At 61.5% G+C, this 17,843-nt stretch carries 16 protein-coding genes; 11 read left to right on the plus strand and 5 right to left on the minus strand.

Going from position 1 to position 17,843, the window contains the following annotated elements; genetic code table 11:
- Positions 1-200: 200 nt before the first annotated feature.
- The 3 genes from SNL23_RS27495 to SNL23_RS27505 all read left to right on the plus strand — a co-directional run bounded on the left by SNL23_RS27495 (position 201) and on the right by SNL23_RS27505 (position 2,688).
- The gene (locus tag SNL23_RS27495) at positions 201-782 is read left to right on the plus strand and encodes an alpha/beta hydrolase (protein ID WP_010168877.1); all 582 of its coding nucleotides are present in this window, start codon (positions 201-203) and stop codon (positions 780-782) included.
- 48 nt (positions 783-830) lie between these two features.
- Positions 831-1,757, plus strand: a complete 927-nt coding sequence (locus tag SNL23_RS27500) for a sigma 54-interacting transcriptional regulator (RefSeq protein ID WP_258343156.1) — start codon at positions 831-833, stop codon at positions 1,755-1,757.
- Between the two features lie 148 nt (positions 1,758-1,905).
- Entirely contained in the window at positions 1,906-2,688 is a 783-nt protein-coding gene (locus SNL23_RS27505; RefSeq protein ID WP_010168878.1) for a MetQ/NlpA family ABC transporter substrate-binding protein, read from the plus strand.
- A gap of 206 nt (positions 2,689-2,894) precedes the next feature.
- Here SNL23_RS27505 and SNL23_RS27510 read toward each other — a convergent pair whose 3' ends face one another.
- A complete protein-coding gene (locus SNL23_RS27510; protein ID WP_318304276.1) occupies positions 2,895-3,095 on the minus strand; it encodes a hypothetical protein in 201 nt (66 codons plus the stop codon).
- Between the two features lie 168 nt (positions 3,096-3,263).
- Here SNL23_RS27510 and SNL23_RS27515 point away from each other — a divergent pair, with 168 nt between their 5' ends.
- The 4 genes from SNL23_RS27515 to SNL23_RS27530 are packed head-to-tail and all read left to right on the plus strand — an operon-like array spanning position 3,264 to position 6,214.
- On the plus strand, positions 3,264-3,929 hold the full coding sequence (locus tag SNL23_RS27515) for an amino acid ABC transporter permease (protein WP_063033611.1): 666 nt from the start codon (positions 3,264-3,266) through the stop codon (positions 3,927-3,929).
- The gene (locus SNL23_RS27520; RefSeq protein WP_063033610.1) at positions 3,910-4,569 is read left to right on the plus strand and encodes an amino acid ABC transporter permease; all 660 of its coding nucleotides are present in this window, start codon (positions 3,910-3,912) and stop codon (positions 4,567-4,569) included. The genes SNL23_RS27515 and SNL23_RS27520 overlap by 20 nt, the downstream gene beginning before the upstream one ends.
- Positions 4,566-5,342 carry an amino acid ABC transporter ATP-binding protein gene (locus SNL23_RS27525; RefSeq protein ID WP_219272056.1) on the plus strand — a complete coding sequence of 259 codons (777 nt, stop codon included), beginning with the start codon at positions 4,566-4,568 and terminating at the stop codon, positions 5,340-5,342. Before SNL23_RS27520 ends, SNL23_RS27525 begins: the two co-directional genes overlap by 4 nt.
- Positions 5,339-6,214 carry a transporter substrate-binding domain-containing protein gene (locus SNL23_RS27530; RefSeq protein ID WP_076018208.1) on the plus strand — a complete coding sequence of 292 codons (876 nt, stop codon included), beginning with the start codon at positions 5,339-5,341 and terminating at the stop codon, positions 6,212-6,214. Before SNL23_RS27525 ends, SNL23_RS27530 begins: the two co-directional genes overlap by 4 nt.
- A 134-nt stretch (positions 6,215-6,348) precedes the next feature.
- Here SNL23_RS27530 and SNL23_RS27535 read toward each other — a convergent pair whose 3' ends face one another.
- Complete coding sequence (locus SNL23_RS27535) at positions 6,349-7,509, minus strand: AAA family ATPase (protein ID WP_318304280.1); 1,161 nt, start codon at positions 7,507-7,509, stop codon at positions 6,349-6,351.
- Positions 7,510-7,631: 122 nt separating this feature from the next.
- Between SNL23_RS27535 and SNL23_RS27540 the strand changes: the two genes are divergently transcribed.
- The 4 genes from SNL23_RS27540 (at position 7,632) to SNL23_RS27555 (ending at position 15,147) form a co-directional block, all read left to right on the plus strand.
- On the plus strand, positions 7,632-8,738 hold the full coding sequence (locus SNL23_RS27540; RefSeq protein ID WP_318304281.1) for an efflux RND transporter periplasmic adaptor subunit: 1,107 nt from the start codon (positions 7,632-7,634) through the stop codon (positions 8,736-8,738).
- Positions 8,735-9,805: an efflux RND transporter periplasmic adaptor subunit gene (locus SNL23_RS27545; RefSeq protein WP_318304282.1), complete on the plus strand. Its 1,071-nt coding sequence runs from the start codon at positions 8,735-8,737 to the stop codon at positions 9,803-9,805. Before SNL23_RS27540 ends, SNL23_RS27545 begins: the two co-directional genes overlap by 4 nt.
- Positions 9,802-12,855, plus strand: coding sequence for an efflux RND transporter permease subunit (locus SNL23_RS27550; RefSeq protein ID WP_076018204.1), 3,054 nt, complete (start codon positions 9,802-9,804; stop codon positions 12,853-12,855). Before SNL23_RS27545 ends, SNL23_RS27550 begins: the two co-directional genes overlap by 4 nt.
- 120 nt (positions 12,856-12,975) lie before the next feature.
- Positions 12,976-15,147 (plus strand): glycoside hydrolase, encoded by a 2,172-nt coding sequence (locus SNL23_RS27555; RefSeq protein ID WP_318304283.1) that lies wholly within the window; start codon positions 12,976-12,978, stop codon positions 15,145-15,147.
- 277 nt (positions 15,148-15,424) lie between these two features.
- On the opposite strand, the gene SNL23_RS27560 is transcribed toward SNL23_RS27555, so the two are convergent.
- From SNL23_RS27560 to SNL23_RS27570, 3 genes are read right to left on the minus strand one after another with little or no spacing between them, the layout of a single operon-like run.
- Positions 15,425-16,051, minus strand: coding sequence for a class I SAM-dependent methyltransferase (locus tag SNL23_RS27560; protein ID WP_177028467.1), 627 nt, complete (start codon positions 16,049-16,051; stop codon positions 15,425-15,427).
- Between the two features lie 39 nt (positions 16,052-16,090).
- Positions 16,091-16,735, minus strand: coding sequence for a methionine ABC transporter permease (locus tag SNL23_RS27565; protein ID WP_003211840.1), 645 nt, complete (start codon positions 16,733-16,735; stop codon positions 16,091-16,093).
- A complete protein-coding gene (locus SNL23_RS27570; RefSeq protein ID WP_318304284.1) occupies positions 16,725-17,843 on the minus strand; it encodes a methionine ABC transporter ATP-binding protein in 1,119 nt (372 codons plus the stop codon). Before SNL23_RS27570 ends, SNL23_RS27565 begins: the two co-directional genes overlap by 11 nt.

A 17,843-nucleotide genomic window follows, 5' to 3' on the forward strand; every position in this document is an offset into this window, starting at 1 on the left:
TTCAAAAGTGAGCCGCTGTAAGAGCGGAACCAATCGAAGCCGTTACCTAAATAACGGATATGTACCCCCAACCCCCTAAATCCCCCCGCACCCTCCAACAAACATTTTGGTTATTAATAAATAGCTTCTTATTCCTTAACGAATATATACCCCGTGCCTATACTGACCCACAACGTTAAACGCTGCAGGAGGGCACACCCATGCACAGCGAGTCGATTCGTTATCTGATCGTGCCGGGCTGGCAAGGATCGCCAGAAGATCATTGGCAAAGTCATTGGCAGAACAGCCTGCCCAACAGCGCGCGCGTAGAGCAGGCCGACTGGCTCACCCCGCGCCGCGAAGACTGGGTGGCCGCACTGGCCGAAGCCATCGCCGCCGACAGCACCCCGGTGATTCTGATCGCCCATAGCCTGGGCTGCATCACCGTCGCCCATTGGGCCGCCACCGCACCGGTGCAGTTCCTGCGTCAGGTACGCGGCGCTCTGCTGGTGGCCCCGGCCGATGTCGAACGCCCTGCCTGCGCTCCCGCCCTGCGTAACTTTGCGCCCATCCCCAGTGACCTGCTGCCGTTCCCAAGCCAGGTTGTCAGCTCCGACAACGACAGCGCCGTCAGCGCCACCCGGGCCCTGGAACTGGCGCGTAACTGGGGCGCCGAAGCGGGGATTCTCGCAGGGGCCGGGCATATCAATGTGAAGTCCGGCCATCAACGCTGGGAACAGGGTTTCGCCTACCTCTATCGCCTGCAAAATCGCCTGGAACATCACTCCCGGCGCCGTGCATAAAATTTTTTAAACGCCCCTTCCCCTTCGTGGATGGGGCGGGAGTCTGCCATGAGCCTGCATGAAACCTTCGGTCAGCCCCTGCTGACCTTCCCCGACGCCGAAAAAAGCCCCCTGAGCATTCGTGCCAAGGCGCTGGTATTTGTCGACCCACGTTCGCGGCAACTGCGCGAAGACCTCGAAAACCTCGCCCCCCGTGCCTTGCCCGTGTTGATCCGCGGTGAAACCGGCAGCGGCAAGGAATTGCTCGCGCGGCATATCCACCGTGGCAGCGACCGTACCGGTTTGTTTGTCTCGGTCAATTGCGGCGCCATCAGCCCGACTTACGCCGACGCCGAGTTGTTCGGCTATGCCGCAGGCAGCCACAGCGGTGCAGCCAGTAGCCGTGCCGGCTGGTTTGGCTCGGCCAACGGCGGCACCTTGTACCTGGATGAAATCGGCGACCTGCCGTTGCCGATCCAGGTCAAGTTGCTGGCGGCGTTGGAAAACCACGAAGTCACTCGCGTCGGGGCCCATCAGCCAAGCCCGGTGGATGTGCGGCTGGTGGCGGCCACCAGTATCGACCTCGCCCAGGCCGTAGCGGCCGGCAAGTTTCACGAGCGCTTGTTCCATTACCTCAGCGAAGGCCAGTTGGAGTTGCCGGCACTGCGCGAGCGGGTGGGCGATATCCTGTCACTGGCCGAGTATTTCCTTGGCATCTACAGCCAGCGCCTCGACCTGCCGGTGCCGCTGATCAGCGACGAGGCCCAGCGCGTGTTGGAGCATCACACCTGGCCGGGGAACACGCGGGAGTTGGAGAACGTGATTCACTTTGCCCTGTTGGTCAGCAGTGGCGACGAGATTTTGCCGGAGCATTTGAACCTGCCGCTGCCGTCGGTGACGCAGATCGAACATCAGGCGCGGCAGATCCTCAGCAGCGGTACCGAGGCTGAACGTGATGCGTTGAAGCGTCTATTGAAAGGGTTGGGGTCTGTATGAGCAAAATGGAATATCAAAGTGAATAAAAAGTATTGTTCTGGAATAAAAAACCTCGGTATTGTCCGCTCCACGCCGCGATAGCACTTCGCTGGCATCCACTAAAAAAGCGGCCGTCCCAGACGACCCGGATTTTCGATAAGGACACTGCATGAAAAAGGTTCTGTTGTTTACCGCACTGGCGGCTGCCCTGACTGCAAGCTTCGCCCAGGCCAACGAGAAACTGGTGGTAGCCGCTACCCCGATCCCGCATGCCGAGATCCTTGAGCTGGTCAAGCCGACCCTGGCCAAAGAAGGCGTGGACCTGGAAATCAAAGTCTTCACCGACTACGTGCAGCCGAACGTGCAGGTGGCCGAGAAGCGTCTGGACGCCAACTACTTCCAGACCCTGCCGTACCTGGAAAACTTCAACAAGGGTAAAGGCACCAACCTGGTCACCGTCATCGGTGTGCACGTTGAACCCTTCGGTGGTTACTCGAAAAAGATCAAAAATATCTCTGAGCTGAAAGATGGCGCCACCGTGGCCATCCCGAACGAAGGCAGCAACTCCGGTCGTGCCTTGCTGCTGCTGCAAAAGGCTGGCGTGATCACCCTGAAAGATCCAACCAACGCCCTGGCCACGCCGAAAGACATCGCCAGCAACCCGAAAAACCTGAAATTCAAAGAGCTGGAATCGGCGCTGCTGCCGCGCGTACTGGACCAGGTTGACCTGGACCTGATCAACACTAACTACGCCCTGGAAGCGGGTCTGAACCCGGCCAAGGACGCACTGATCATCGAAGACGCCAAGTCGCCGTACGTGAACTTCCTGGTTGCCCGCCCGGACAACAAAGACAGCGACGCGATCCAGAAGCTGGCCAAAGCTCTGACCAGCCCTGAAGTAAAAGCTTTCATCGAGAAGAAATACAACGGCGCCGTCGTGCCGGCGTTCTGATCGAGCCCCAAAACCTCCTTCAAGGTTTAAACGCCGACGGCTTCTACAGCGTCGGCGTTTTTTATGGCTGGAATGCAATCGAAATGTGGGAGCGGGCTTGCTGTGGTGAGGGGGCTTGTCCCCCGTCGGGTTCACCGCAGATTGATGGGGCTGCTTTGCAGCCCAACGCGGGGCAAGCCCGCTCCCACATTGGGTACAGCGTCAGCTCAGATATTTCGGCTATTGATGGCCCTGCGCAGCGCCACCAGCCACTTCACCAGTTCCTGCGGATCAATCGGTTTTGCTTTTTTCATCGCTAATTCCCTCGCCTGTTGATTGGCCCTCAGTCTGGCCATGCGCTGCCTGTCCCTGAAGTGCAGCACCGATAAAAAGACCCTTCCTACCTCCCCGGGAACAGTAGCTGTCATCCGCCTGCACCGCGAATCCGCCGGTTATCTATTTGGGTGATATCAATATGCTATTTTGGTATTTAAATTTTACTTTTTATACCTTTAAAGTCGGCGCTACTCGGCGTTACCCACGTTGAACCGGACCGCACCAACGCCGCATTACCCCTGCGGCGTCAGGGATTTCAGATGACCTTCGATTACGCATTTATCCTCAGCACGCTGCCTGCGTTTCTCAAGGCCGTGGGCGTGACCTTGCAAGTCGGCCTGATCGCCATCGGCACCTCGTTAGTGGTGGCCTTGATCAATGCTGCGCTGCTGGTATTTCGCACGCCCTACGTCTGGCGCCTGGTGGCGCTGTACGTCGAGCTGGCGCGCAACACACCGCTGCTGATCCAACTGTTTTTTGTCTACTTCGCGTTGCCGGCCCTGGGCTTGAACATTTCCGGGTTCTGGGCAGCGATCATCACCATGACCTTTCTCGGCGGCGCCTACCTCACGGAAGTGCTGCGCGCCGGGGTCGAGGCGGTGCCACTGGCGCAGATCGAGTCGGGCAAGTCCATCGGCCTGTCCCACTGGCAGCTGCTGCGGCATGTGATCCTGCCCCAAGCGGGGATCCTCAGCCTGCCGGCGCTGTTTGCGAATTTCATTTTCCTGCTCAAGGAAACCACCATCGTGTCGGCGGTGGCGGTGCCGGAGATTCTCTACACCACCAAAAGCTACATCGCCCTCTACTACAAAACCTACGAAATGCTCGCGGTGCTGACGTTGATCTGCGTGCTGTTATTCCTGCCGCTGTCGCTGCTGCTCAGCCGCCTTGAAAGGAGGCTCCAGCATGGCCAGTTCGGGTCTTGAATTACTCTGGGTGTCGTTGCCGCAACTGGGCAAGGGCGCTGCGCAAACCCTGTCGATCTCATTCTTGAGCATTGCCTTCAGTACCGTCGGCGGCGTGTTGTATGGCGTGCTGCGCACGCTGAATTCAAAAGCGATCAACCTGGTGCTGCGAATTTACCTGGAGCTGTTCCGCGCTATCCCGGTGCTGGTGTGGCTGTACCTGCTGTTCTTCGGCCTGCCGATTTTCTTTGGCCTGAGTATCCCGAGCTTTTGGTGCGCGGTGCTGGTGTTGTCGCTGTGGGGCGCCAGTGAAGTCGGCGAAGTGGTGCGCGGTGCCTTGCATTCGTTGCCTCGCGGCCAGCGTGAAGCCGGCCTGTCGATTGGCCTGTCGGACCCGCAGCTGTACGGCTACGTGCTGCTGCCCCAGGCCCTGAAACGCATGACCCCGCCGACCATCAATGTCTACACCCGCATCATCAAGACCAGCTCCCTGGCGGTGCTGATCGGTGTGGTGGACGTGATCAAGGTTGGCCAGCAAATCATCGAGCGCACCTACGAGTCAGTGTTGATCTACGGCGCGCTGTTCCTGTTTTTCTTCTTTATCTGCTACCCGTTGTCGGCCGCCTCCAAGGTGCTGGAACGGCGCTGGGCCCAAGCATGAGCGCATTGATCGAGTTTCAGGGTTTCAACAAATACTTCGGCGACCAGCAGGTGCTCAAGGGCATCGACCTGAGCGTGCAAAGCGGCGAAGTGGTGGTGATCCTCGGCCCCAGCGGTTGCGGCAAAAGCACCTTGCTGCGGTGCCTCAATGGCCTGGAAGTGGCCCACAGCGGCAGCCTGCGTTTTGCCGGCAAGGAGCTGCTGGACAAGGCCACCGACTGGCGCCAGGTGCGCCAGGACGTGGGCATGGTGTTCCAGAGTTATCACCTGTTCCCGCACATGAGCGTGCTCGACAACATCCTGCTCGGCCCGCTGAAAGTGCAAAAACGCGAACCCCGCGAAGCCCGTGCCCAGGCTGAAAAACTGCTGGAACGGGTGGGCCTCTCGGACAAGCGTGACGCCTATCCGCGCCAGCTCTCGGGCGGCCAGCAGCAACGCATCGCCATCGTCCGCTCGTTGTGCATGAACCCTCAAGTCATGCTGTTTGACGAAGTCACCGCTGCCCTCGACCCGGAAATGGTCAAGGAAGTACTGGAAGTGATCCAGGGCCTGGCCCGGGACGGCATGACCCTGCTGATCGTTACCCATGAAATGGCCTTCGCCCGCGCCGTCGCCGACCGCGTGGTGTTCATGGAGGCCGGCCGCATCCTTGAACAAAACACCCCCGAGGCATTCTTTACGAACCCGCAAACCGCACGCGCGCAGCAGTTCCTGGAGAAGTTCTCCTTCGTTTCAACACTGCCCAAAAGAACCAAGGAATTGGAGCTGCTATGAAAACTGCCAAGTTGTTATTCCCCCTGTTCGGCCTCGCTTTGCTGGCCGGCTGCAATAAAACCGAAGAGCCCGCCAAGACGGCCGCTGCGGCCACCCCGGCACCGGCTGCGGTGAGCTACATCGACAAGATCAAGGCGCGGGACAAGCTGATCGTCGGCGTGTTTACCGACAAACCGCCATTTGGTTTTGTGGATGAGTCCGGCCGCTACGTCGGCTTCGATACCGACATCGGCCGCCGCTTCGCCAAGGACCTGCTGGGCGACGAGAACAAGGTTGAATTCGTTGCCGTGGAACCGGCGAGCCGTATCCCGTTCCTGCAAAGCGACAAGGTCGACCTGATCCTCGCGAACATGACCGTGACGCCTGAGCGCAAGGAAGCGGTGGACTTCACCAACCCGAACCTGAAAGTGGCAGTGCAGGCACTGGTGGCCAACGCCAGCCCGGTGAAAGACCTGGACGACCTGGCGACCCGCACCACCATCGTCACCACCGGTACAACCGCGGATATCTGGCTGACCAAGAACCACCCGGACTGGAAACTGCTGAAGTTCGAGAAAAACTCCGAATCGCTGCAAGCGCTGTCGGCCGGCCGTGGTGATGCCTATGCCCAAGACAACCTGGTGCTGTTCAGCTGGGCCAAGCAGAACCCGGGCTACCGTGTGCTGGAGCAGAAACTGGGGGACGAGGCACCGATTGCACCGGCGGTGAAGAAGGGCAACATCGAACTGCGGGATTGGGTGAATGCCGAGCTGGCCAAGCTGGGCGAGGAGAAGTATCTGCTCAAGCTGTATGACCAGTATGTTCGCAAGGAACTGAGCGATGACACCAAGCCTGAAAGCGTGATTGTTGAAGGCGGGAAGTGGCAGGGCTGATCAGTTAGCTATTGAGTGACTGATCTACCGTCTTCGCGAGCAAGCCCGCTCCCACATTCGGCCGAGTTCCACCTTTGGAATGCGGACAAATGTGGGAGCGGGCTTGCTCGCGAAGAGGCCCTCACAGGCACCGCCTAACTGGGCCAATGCCACGCCGGCTGATCCAGCACCCGCTGCCCCACCACCTGCGTCTGCCCCATCACCTTCTCCAGCACGATCGAATTACACCCTTCATCCTGCTGCAACGCCGCAATCAAGCGGCTGGCATGGGACACCACCCACACCTGGCACTGCTGCGACACCTGGATGATCAGGCGCGCCAACGCTGGCAACAGGTCCGGGTGCAAACTGGTTTCCGGTTCGTTCAGGACCATCATCGTCGGTGGCCTCGGCGTCAGCAGCGCCGCCACCAGCAGCAAATAGCGCAAGGTCCCGTCCGACAGCTCCGCCGCCGATAACGGCCGCAGCAATCCTTCCTGATAAAACTCGATGGCAAAGCGTCCGCCTTGCAATGGCTGGATATTCAACCGCGCGCCGGGAAACGCATCGCTGATCGCCCGTTGCAAGGCTTCCGGGTCGCCAATCTCGCGAATGGTCTGCAACGCCGCCGCCAAATCCCGACCGTCGTGATGCAATACCGGCGTGCGCGTGCCCAGCTGCGGCTGGCGCACCGGAGCGTCGACGTCGCTGCGAAAGTGATCATAAAAGCGCCAGCCACGAATGCTTTCGCGCAGCAGCAACACCTCCGGCGACCCCCGCAGGCTGCCGACCTGGTCGAACAGGCTGTGGTAGTTCGGCGTGTGCTGGGCCAGTACATCCCAGGCTCGGCCATCGCGGGCGCGCACCATCGGGCCGGAGCGCTGCACCAGCAGGCTCGCGGGGCGAAATACATGCCCGGCCCAGATGCATTCTTTCTTGATCTCCGGGTCCAGGGAGAAATAAGACTCGCCGGGCTCAGGCAAGCCCAGAGAAATCGCGTAGCTGAAATCCTCTCCGGCAAACCCCAGGCGCAAACGCTTGGCGCCCTGGCGCACGATGGGCTCCACCGCGACTTCACCACTGAGCATGCGCCGACTGATGCTTTCCGGCCCGGCCCAGAAGGTTGAATCCAGCCCACCCTCGCGGGCCAGTGCGTTGATCACGCCGCCTTGGGCCGTCTCCGCCAGCAGCCGCAGGGCGCGGTACAGGTTGGATTTACCGCTGCCATTGGGGCCGGTGATCAGGTTCAACCGATCCAGCGGCACCACCAATTTGTTGATCGAGCGGTAATTGGCCACCGCGAGGGTCTTGAGCATGGGAAAAATTATCGGCGAGGGAACCATTGGAGTATGGGATTCTCCATGCAGATAAGGAACCCTGTTCTAAGCTCACAGTCGCATAGACACTGGCACGGCGGCATCACGCAAAAGGAGCCTGCATGGGCGGTCCCAACTCCACATTTATTATCCTCGGCCTTGGCTTGCTGGCGCTGTTGAGCGGTTGCGGCCAGGAAAAAGCCGAACCCAAGGAACATTCCCGGGTGTTCGTGCAGACCGTGAAGTCCACCGACTTTGCCGCCGCCGTGACCTTGACCGGCGATATCCAGGCGCGGGTGCAGACCGATCTGTCGTTCCGCGTTGGCGGCAAGATCATCCAGCGCATGGTGGATGTCGGTGACCGCGTCAGCGCCAAGCAAGTGCTGGCCAAGCTCGACCCGAAAGATTTGCAGACCAACGTCGACTCCGCCCAGGCCCAGGTGGTCGCCGAACAGGCGCGGGTCAAACAGACTGCCGCCGCGTTTTTGCGCCAGGAAAAACTCCTGCCCAAGGGCTACACCAGCCGCAGCGAATACGACTCCGCCCAGGCCGCGTTGCGCAGCAGTCAAAGCGCGTTGACCGCCGCCCAGGCGCAGTTGGCCAATGCCCGTGAGCAGTTGGGCTACACGTCGCTGATTGCCGACGCGCCGGGCATCATCACCGCGCGCCAGGCCGAGGTCGGCCAAGTGGTGCAGGCCACCGTGCCGATCTTCAGCCTGGCTAGGGATGGTGAGCGCGATGCGGTGTTCAACGTCTATGAGTCGCTGCTGGTAGAGCCGCCGCCGGACAAACCGATCACCGTCAGCCTACTGGAAAACCCGCAGATTACCGCCGTGGGCAAGGTCCGCGAAGTCACCCCGGCCGTGGCTGCGAATACCGGCACGGTGCAAGTCAAAATCGCCCTCGACGCGCTGCCCAAGGGCATGCAACTGGGCTCGGTGGTCAGCGCCACCGCCAACGGGCCGGCCAAGGCCAGCATCGAGTTGCCGTGGGCTGCCTTGACCAAAGACATCAGCGCGCCGGCTGTCTGGCTGATTGACGGCGACGGCAAGGCGCGACTGCACAAGGTCACGGTCGCGCGTTATCTCACCGGCAAGGTGATCATCAGCGACGGCCTCAAGGGCGGTGAAAAAGTCGTGGTGGCCGGCGGCCAATTGCTGAACCCCGGCATGATCGTGGAAATCGCCCAGCCGCCGGATCAGGCTCAGGCCCAAGGAGTGCAGCCATGAAGCGGCTGACGGTATTGCTCGCTGCCAGCCTGCTGTTGATGGCGTGCTCCAAGGAAGAACCTGCGCCGGAACCGGTGCGCCCGGTGCTGTCGATTGAAGTGAAGTCCGAAGACCAGGAAAACCTCGGCCGCTTCGCCGGTACGGTCCAGGCCCGTTATGAAAGCAACCTGGGTTTCCGTGTGCCCGGGCGCATTGCGCGGCGCGCCGTCGACGTGGGTGCCGAAGTGGAGCAGGGCGCGTTGCTGGCCGTGCTCGACCCCACCGATCAACAGAACCAGTTGCGTGCTGCCCAGGGTGACCTGGCTCGCGTGCAAGCGCAGTGGATCAACGCCCAGGCCAATGCCCGCCGCCAGCAGGAACTGTTCAGCCGTGGCGTCGGCGCCCAGGCCCAACTGGACATCGCCCAGACCGACCTGAAAACCACCCAGGCCTCCCTCGACCAAGCCAAGGCTTCGGTCAACCAGGCCAAGGACCAGCTCAACTACAGCGAACTGCGCACCGACCACGCGGGCATCGTCACCGCGTGGAATGCCGAGGCCGGCCAGGTGGTCAGCGCCGGTCAGCAAGTGGTGACCCTGGCGCGTCCCGACGTCAAGGAGGCCGTCATCGACTTGCCCGCCGGCCTCGCCGAGCGCCTGCCGCCGGATGTGGTGTTCCTGGTCGCCGGGCAAATGGACCCGAACATCAGCACGACTGCCACCGTGCGCGAGATCGAACCCCAGGCCCAAAGCGCCACCCGCACCCGTCGCGCCCGCCTGACCCTGGCCGAAACGCCGCCTGCGTTTCGCCTCGGCACCGCCATCAGCGTGACCTTGAGCTCAGCCATCGCTCCGCGTATTGAACTGCCCCTCAGCGCCTTGCAGGAAGCCGACGGCAAGACCCGCATCTGGGTGATCGACACCCAAAGCCAGACCGTACAACCCCGTGACGTCACCATCGTCAGCCGTGACGCCGACAGCGCCTTGCTCAACGCTGGCGTCAAGCCCGGCGAGCGCGTGGTGAGTGCCGGCGTGAACAGCCTGAAGCCCGGGCAAAAAGTCAAAATCGACGAGGACAGCCCGCGATGAAAGGGAGCTTCAACTTATCCGACTGGGCCCTCAAGCATCAGTCCTTCGTCTGGTACCTGATGTTCGTCGCGCTGCTGATGGGCGTGTTCTCGTACATGAACCTCGGCCGCGAGGAAGACCCGTCGTTCACCATCAAGACCATGGTGATCCAGACCCGTTGGCCGGGCGCGACCCAGGAAGAGACCCTGAAGCAGGTCACCGACCGCATCGAGAAAAAACTCGAAGAGCTGGACTCCCTCGACTACGTGAAAAGCTACACCCGGCCCGGTGAGTCAACGGTGTTTGTGTTCCTCAAGGACACCACCAGCGCCAAGGCGATCCCGGAGATCTGGTACCAGGTACGCAAGAAGATCGACGACATCCGCGGCAGTTTCCCCCAGGGTTTACAGGGGCCGGCGTTCAACGACGAGTTCGGTGATGTATTCGGCTCTATCTACGCCTTTACCGCCGATGGCTTGTCGATGCGCCAGTTGCGCGACTACGTCGAGCAAGCGCGCGCCGAGATTCGTTCGGTGCCGGGGCTGGGCAAGGTCGAGATGATCGGCCAGCAGGACGAAGTGATTTACCTGAATTTCTCCACCCGCAAACTCGCGGCTCTGGGGATTGATCAGCGCCAGGTGGTGCAGAGCCTGCAATCGCAGAACGCGGTGACCCCGGCCGGTGTGATCGAGGCGGGGCCGGAGCGGATTTCGGTGCGCACCTCCGGGCAGTTCGCCTCGGAGAAGGACCTGGCCAACGTCAATCTGCGGCTCAATGACCGTTTCTATCGCTTGGCCGATGTCGCGGAAATCACCCGTGGCTATGTCGACCCGTCGACGCCGATGTTCCGCTTCAACGGCAAGCCCGCCATCGGCTTGGCCATCGCCATGCAGAAGGGCGGCAACATCCAGGATTTCGGCAAGGCCCTGCACAAACGAATGGACGAGCTGACCGCCGACCTGCCGGTGGGTGTGGGTGTGCACAAGGTTTCCGATCAGGCAGAAGTGGTGGAAGAGGCCGTCGGCGGCTTCACCAGCGCGTTGTTTGAAGCGGTGATCATCGTGCTGGTGGTGAGCTTTATCAGCCTCGGCGTGCGTGCCGGGTTGGTGGTGGCGTGCTCGATTCCACTGGTGCTGGCGCTGGTGTTTGTGTTCATGGAATACAGCGGCATCACCATGCAGCGGGTGTCGCTGGGTGCCTTGATCATCGCCCTCGGCTTGTTGGTGGACGACGCGATGATCACCGTGGAGATGATGATCACGCGCCTGGAAAAAGGCGAAACCAAGGAGCAGGCGGCGACCTTCGCCTACACCTCTACGGCGTTCCCGATGTTGACCGGTACGCTGGTGACCGTCGCCGGTTTTGTGCCGATTGGCCTTAATGCCAGTTCGGCGGGTGAGTACACCTTCACGCTGTTTGCGGTGATTGCCGTGGCGATGCTGGTGTCGTGGGTGGTCGCGGTGTTGTTCGCGCCGGTGCTCGGGGTGCATATCCTCAGCAGCAAGGTAAAACCTCATAACGCCGAGCCGGGCCGGGTGGGCCGGGCGTTCAATGGCGGCATGCTGTGGGCGATGCGCAACCGCTGGTGGGCCATCGGCATTACCGTGCTGTTGTTTGTGGCGTCGGTGTTTTCCATGCAGTTCGTGCAGAACCAGTTTTTCCCGTCCTCGGACCGCCCGGAAATTCTCGTCGACCTCAACCTGCCGCAAAACGCCTCGATCAACGAGACCCGCAAGGCCGTCGACCGTCTTGAGGCGATCATCAAGGACGACCCGGACATCGCCCGCTGGAGCACCTATATCGGCGAGGGCGCGATCCGTTTCTACCTGCCGCTGGACCAGCAACTGGAGAACCCGTACTACGCGCAACTGGTGATCGTCAGCAAGGGCCTGGAAGAGCGTGGCGCCTTGATTGCGCGCCTGCAAAAACGCCTGCGGGAAGATTTTGTCGGCGTGGGCAGCTTCGTGCAGCCGCTGGAAATGGGGCCGCCGGTGGGGCGTCCGATCCAGTATCGGGTGTCTGGCAAGGACATCGACCAAGTGCGCAAACACGCGATCGAGCTGGCGACCATGCTCGATAAAAATACCCACATGGGCGAAATCATCTACGACTGGAACGAGCCCGGCAAAGTCCTGCGGGTCGACATCGCCCAGGACAAGGCGCGGCAATTGGGGCTGTCGTCGGAAGACGTGGCGCAGTTGATGAACAGCGTGGTCAGCGGTGCGTCGGTGACCCAGGTGCATGACGATATCTACCTGATCAATGTGGTTGGCCGCGCCGAAGATGCCGAGCGCGGTACGCCGGAGACTTTGCAGAACCTGCAGATCGTCACGCCCAATGGCACCTCGATTCCGCTGCTGGCGTTTGCCACCGTGCGCTATGAGCTTGAACAGCCGTTGGTGTGGCGTCGCGACCGCAAACCGACCATCACCATCAAGGCGGCGGTGCGCGACGACATGCAGCCGACCGACCTGGTGAAACAGCTCAAGCCGGAAATCGACAAGTTCAGCGCCGCGTTGCCGGTGGGCTACAAGGTCGCCACCGGCGGCACCGTGGAAGAAAGCGGCAAGGCCCAGGGGCCGATTGCCAAGGTGGTGCCGCTGATGCTGTTCTTGATGGCGACCTTCCTGATGATCCAGCTGCACAGCGTGCAGAAGATGTTCCTGGTGGCCAGCGTCGCGCCATTGGGGCTGATTGGTGTGGTGTTGGCGCTGATTCCCACGGGCACGCCCATGGGCTTTGTGGCGATCCTCGGGATCCTCGCGCTGATCGGCATCATCATCCGTAACTCGGTGATTCTGGTGACCCAGATCGACGCCTACGAGCGCGACGGCTACACGCCGTGGGACGCGGTGGTGGAAGCCACCGAACACCGGCGCCGGCCGATCCTGCTGACCGCGGCGGCGGCCAGCCTGGGCATGATCCCGATTGCCCGGGAAGTGTTCTGGGGGCCGATGGCCTATGCGATGATCGGCGGGATCATCATCGCCACCTTGCTGACGCTGCTGTTTTTGCCGGCGCTGTATGTGGCCTGGTACAAGATTCGCGAGCCGAAGAAAGAAAACGCCTGACAGCCACTGCGCTGACATTCCTACATGGACGTGGGAATGTTTCCTGAAACATTTTTTTGCACTTGGCGCCCGGTCAATTGTTTTACCCTCCGGGCCTGATCCTTTGCCAAGGCCTGCCCCATGCGTTGTTTCCTGCTGGTTTGTACCTTGTTGCTGTCGCCCGTGGCCCTTGCCGGCACGGTGCTGGAGAACGTCCTGTGGCGCGTAGAGCTGGACCCGGCGACTCTCGCGATCCATGTCACTCCCAGCGACAAGACCGCCGTGCAGGCTTCAAGCGGAGTCCCTGCGCACAGGGTCAACCAACTCTCCCAAAGCGCCAGCCAGGCCAGTTGGCAATGGGACGATGGCGCCTATCGCCTGAGCGCCACCCTCGATCAACGGGATCTCGCCCTGACGATCACCGCCCGTGATGCCGGTGAGTTGGCGATCCTGCGGCAACCCGCCAGCGCCATGGGCAACGGCCTGATCTGGCCCCTGGCCGAAGGGCACTACGTGCCGGCGGGCAATGCCGTGTGGCAAAAATTCCTGCTGGAACAGGGCGACGTCAACACCACCCAGGACCTCAGCCTGCCGCTGTGGGGGGTGGACCACGGCACGTTCACCCTCAACTGGCTGATGACCAATCCTTACAACAACCGTTTGCACTGGCAGGCCGACGGTAAAGGGCTGGTGTTGTCCGCCTTCCATGAATTCACCACGCTGGACCCCGCCGCGCCGATGACCCTGCTGTTGCACCTGGGCGAAAGCGACCCGTTGGCCGGCGCCAAGCGTTATCGCCAGTGGCTGGTGGAGCAGGGACGTTATGAGCCGTTGGCAGACAAACTGCGGCAAACCCCGGAAGCGGAAAAACTGCTGGGCGCCAGCCATATCTACCTGTGGGGCAATGACCTGCTGGCCCCGCGCGATGTTCGGGACTGGCCTCAGCTGCTCAAACTGCTGCGCAGCGGCAAAGGGCTGGCAGCTGAGTTGAATGGCTTGCTGGACAAAGAGGCGGCGCAGGTTCGACAGGTCAAGAAACCGTATGAGCAGGCTGTCCTGCTGCGCGGCCTGAACGCGGCGATCAACACAAAAGCCCGGCAGGCCTGGCAGCCCTCCACCGAGCCGAATATGACCCAACTCGCTGACGGCTATGGTGCGCTGCGTCGCGAGTTGGCCGTGGCTTTTGCGGGTGCCTTGAGCGCCACGCCTGAGACTTGGGGCAACACCTTGTCCGTCACCAACGCGCTGAAAGGCGCCGGTCTCAAGCGCTTGCTGGTGACCCAGGGCGAAGGCTGGGAAGGCGGGCTCTGGCATCCTGAGGCCGTGAAGGCCGGTGTCGATGCCGGTTACCTGATGGCGCCCTACGACTCTTATGAAACGGCCTTGTCCGCCACCGAAAACCCCGACTGGACCACCGCGCACCTGGGCAGCAAGGCTTACGGCGAGTGCGCGATCGTGTTGAAGGGCGGCCAGTTGAAGACAGGCTTCCAGAAGTCCGGCCACTACACCGACCCGCGTTGCGTACGGCCATTGCTGGAGGCGCGGATCAAGGCGGTGCAGGCCAAGTCCGGGTTCAACGCCTGGTTTCTCGATGCCTACGCCACCAGCATGTTGTTCGACAGTTACCGCACGGGCGCCAGCATGTCCCAGGCCCAAAACGCCGAAGGCAATATCGATGCATCTCGCTGGATCAGTACGGTGCTCAAGTTGCCGGCAGGTTCCGAAGACGGCAATGCGATCACCGCCCGAGGCATCCTGTTTGCCCACGGTATGCAAACACCGGTGTTGGGCTGGGGGGATCGGGAGATGACCCAGGACAAGCAGTCGCCGTATTACGTCGGGGCCTGGTACCCGCCGGAACAGCCGGCGGTGTTCTTCAAGTCGGTGCCGTTGAAAGAGCCGTTTCGCACGGTCTACTTTGACCCGGCGATGCGCCTGCCGCTGTATCAGGCGGTGTTCCATGGCTCGGTGATCACCACCCACCATTGGCTGTTCGACAGCCTGAAACTGAGCAATGTGCGGGCCGAGAACGAACTGACGCAACTGCTCTACAACGTGCCGCCGCTGTATCACCTGAGTGCGGCGACGGTGAAGCAGCGCTTGCCGGTGATTCAGCGCCAGGATGGGTTCTTCCGGCCGCTGCATGAGCGGTTGGCGACTCAGGCCATGACGGATTTTCGCTGGCTGACCGAAGATAAACAGGTGCAGCAGACCACGTTTGCTGATGGGACGCGGTTGGTGGCGAATTTTGTTGAGGGGCGTATTACGGCTTTTGTGCCTGGCGCTCAGGCCGTGGTGTATCAGGTGGATTAGGGGTGGCTGTGAGTCTTTCGCGAGCAAGCCCGCTCCCACAGGGGAATGCATTCCAAAATGTGGGAGCAGACCACGTTTGCTGATGGGACGCGGTTGGTGGCGAATTTTGTTGAGGGGCGTATTAGGGCTTTTGTGCCTGGCGCGCAGGCGGTGGTGTATCAGGTGGATTAGTGGTGGCTGTGAGTCTTTCGCGAGCAAGCCCGCTCCCACAGGGGAATGCATTCCAAAATGTGGGAGCGGGCTTGCTCGCGAAGGCGTAAGCCCAAACAACAAAGAACTACAGCTTGCGCCACACACTAGCCAGCCACGGCTGCTGTTCCCGAGGCAACCCGGCGGGCCGGTAGTAATGCTCCAATTCCACAAAACCCGCCGCCGTCAGCAGCGCCTGCCAGGCCTGCAAGTCGTGATACGAGCCATACCGCGGCCCGTTCCAGCCTTCCTGGTTTTCACCCCGAGGGTTTGAGCTGAACAACACGCCACCGACCTTCAGTGCCCCGTGAAGCTGTCCAAGAATGCGCGGCAACTCCTGCTTGGGAATATGAAACAGCACCGCGTTGGCGAAGATCCCGTCGAAACGTCCGGCGGGTAAGTCCAGCTTCAGGAAGTCCTGTTGCAGCACTTCACAGCCGCTGTCTTCCCGGGCCATCTGCGCGAAGCGCTCCGAACCATCGAGCCCCACGGCGATGTGGCCCATGCGAGTAAACGTCTGCAAATCCCGCCCCGGCCCGCAGCCGAAATCCAGTACGGTAAACGGCGCGTCGCCCTGGATATGCCGCAACAACGCATCAATGTTCTGGCTCACGTCGTGGTCACGGGTGCCTTCACGAAAATCCTCGGCCACTTTGTTGTAGTGGCCGAGGGTGGTGGAGGTGATCTGGTCGAGGTCGTCGGGGGCGAGTTTCATGGCGGGCAATACCGGGCGCTGAGATGGCCCGACTATACCTCACCTCTTGTTCAGAACCCTGGCCAACCGATCGCCGCCCAACTGAATCACCGCCACCAGAATCACCAGCAGCACAATCACCGTCAGCATGATCTGCGTATCAAAGCGCTGATAACCATAGCGGTAGGCAATATCTCCCAGCCCACCGGCACCAATCGCCCCGGCCATGGCGGAGGAGTTGATCATCGTCACCAGGGTAATTGTGAATCCGCCGACAATCCCCGGCAGCGCCTCCGGCAGCAGCACATGCCAGACGATATGCCAGCGCCGGCAACCCATGGCCTGCGCCGCCTCGATCAAGCCGTGATCGACTTCGCGCAAGCTGACTTCGGCGATCCGCGCAAAGAACGGCGTGGCTGCGATGGTCAACGGCACCACCGCAGCCCACACGCCATAGGTGGTGCCGACGATCAGCCGGGTGAACGGGATCAGCGCCACCATCAGAATCAGAAACGGAATCGAGCGGAACAGGTTAACGAACGCCCCCAGCACCCGGTTCAACGCGGGCGCCTGATAGATGCCGCCCTTGTCGCTGGTCACCAGGAACACTGCCAGCGGAATCCCCACCAGCAACGCGATCAGCGACGACACACCGACCATCAACAGCGTGTCGATGGCGCCCTGCAATAAACGATCAAACCACATAGCCCAGCACCTCCACCTGTTGTGCCCAGCGCCCGGCGCGGGTGCGCAGTTCTTCAGCGGTCAGGGCCGAGCCGCTCACCGCCAGCAGCAATTGCCCCAACGCATGGCCCTGAATGCGCTCCACGCCGCCTTGCAGCAAGCGCACGCGCCCGCCGAGGGCGCTGAACAGCGCGGCCAGGTCGGGTTCGTCTTCGGCACTGCCGGTCAGTTGCAAGCGCAGCACCACGGCGGCGTCCTTTGAGGTCGGATTGGCCTGCAGGCGGCTTTGCAACTCTTCAGGCAAGCCGTGTTGCAGCGGAGCCAGCAGGGTCTTGCTGACGTCGTGCTGCGGGTTGCCAAACACTTCCCACACCGGGCCTTGCTCTACTACGTGGCCGTGTTCCAGCACCACGACGCGGTCGCAGATTTCGCGAATCACGGCCATTTCGTGGGTGATCAACACGATGGTCAGGCCCAGGCGTTTGTTGATCTCCCGCAGCAGGCCGAGGATCGACTGGGTGGTCTCCGGGTCAAGCGCCGAAGTGGCTTCATCACACAACAGAATCTGCGGGTCATGCACCAGCGAACGGGCAATGCCCACCCGCTGTTTCTGCCCGCCGGACAGCTGCGCCGGATAGGCCTTGTGCTTGTCCTGCAAACCCACCAGCTCCAACAGCTCGCGCACCTTTTTCTCGCGCTGCTCCTTGGGCACGCCCGCGACTTTCAGCGGCAGTTCGACGTTCTGCCACACGGTCTTGGCCGACATCAGGTTGAAGTGCTGGAAGATCATGCCGATGCGCCGGCGCAGGGCTACCAGGTGGTCTTCGTCGAAGTCGCCGATGTCGACCTGGTCAATCAACACCCGGCCGCTGCTCGGTTGTTCCAGGCGGTTGATGGTGCGGATCAGCGACGACTTGCCGGCGCCGCTGCGGCCGATGATGCCGAAGACTTCACCGCGCTGGATTGCCAGGTCGATGCCTTGCAGGGCGGGCACGACCTGGCCGTCATAGGTCTTGCCGAGGTTGATGAATCGCACGTGGGCATGGTTCAGCGCCGGATGCAGCTCGGTCTGCTGCGCGTCCAGGTGCGGTGGTTGCGTCTCGCGTCGTTGTGCTGTGGCGGCGCTCAT

The organism is Pseudomonas sp. SED1 (genome assembly GCF_034044025.1).
Lineage (GTDB): Bacteria > Pseudomonadota > Gammaproteobacteria > Pseudomonadales > Pseudomonadaceae > Aquipseudomonas.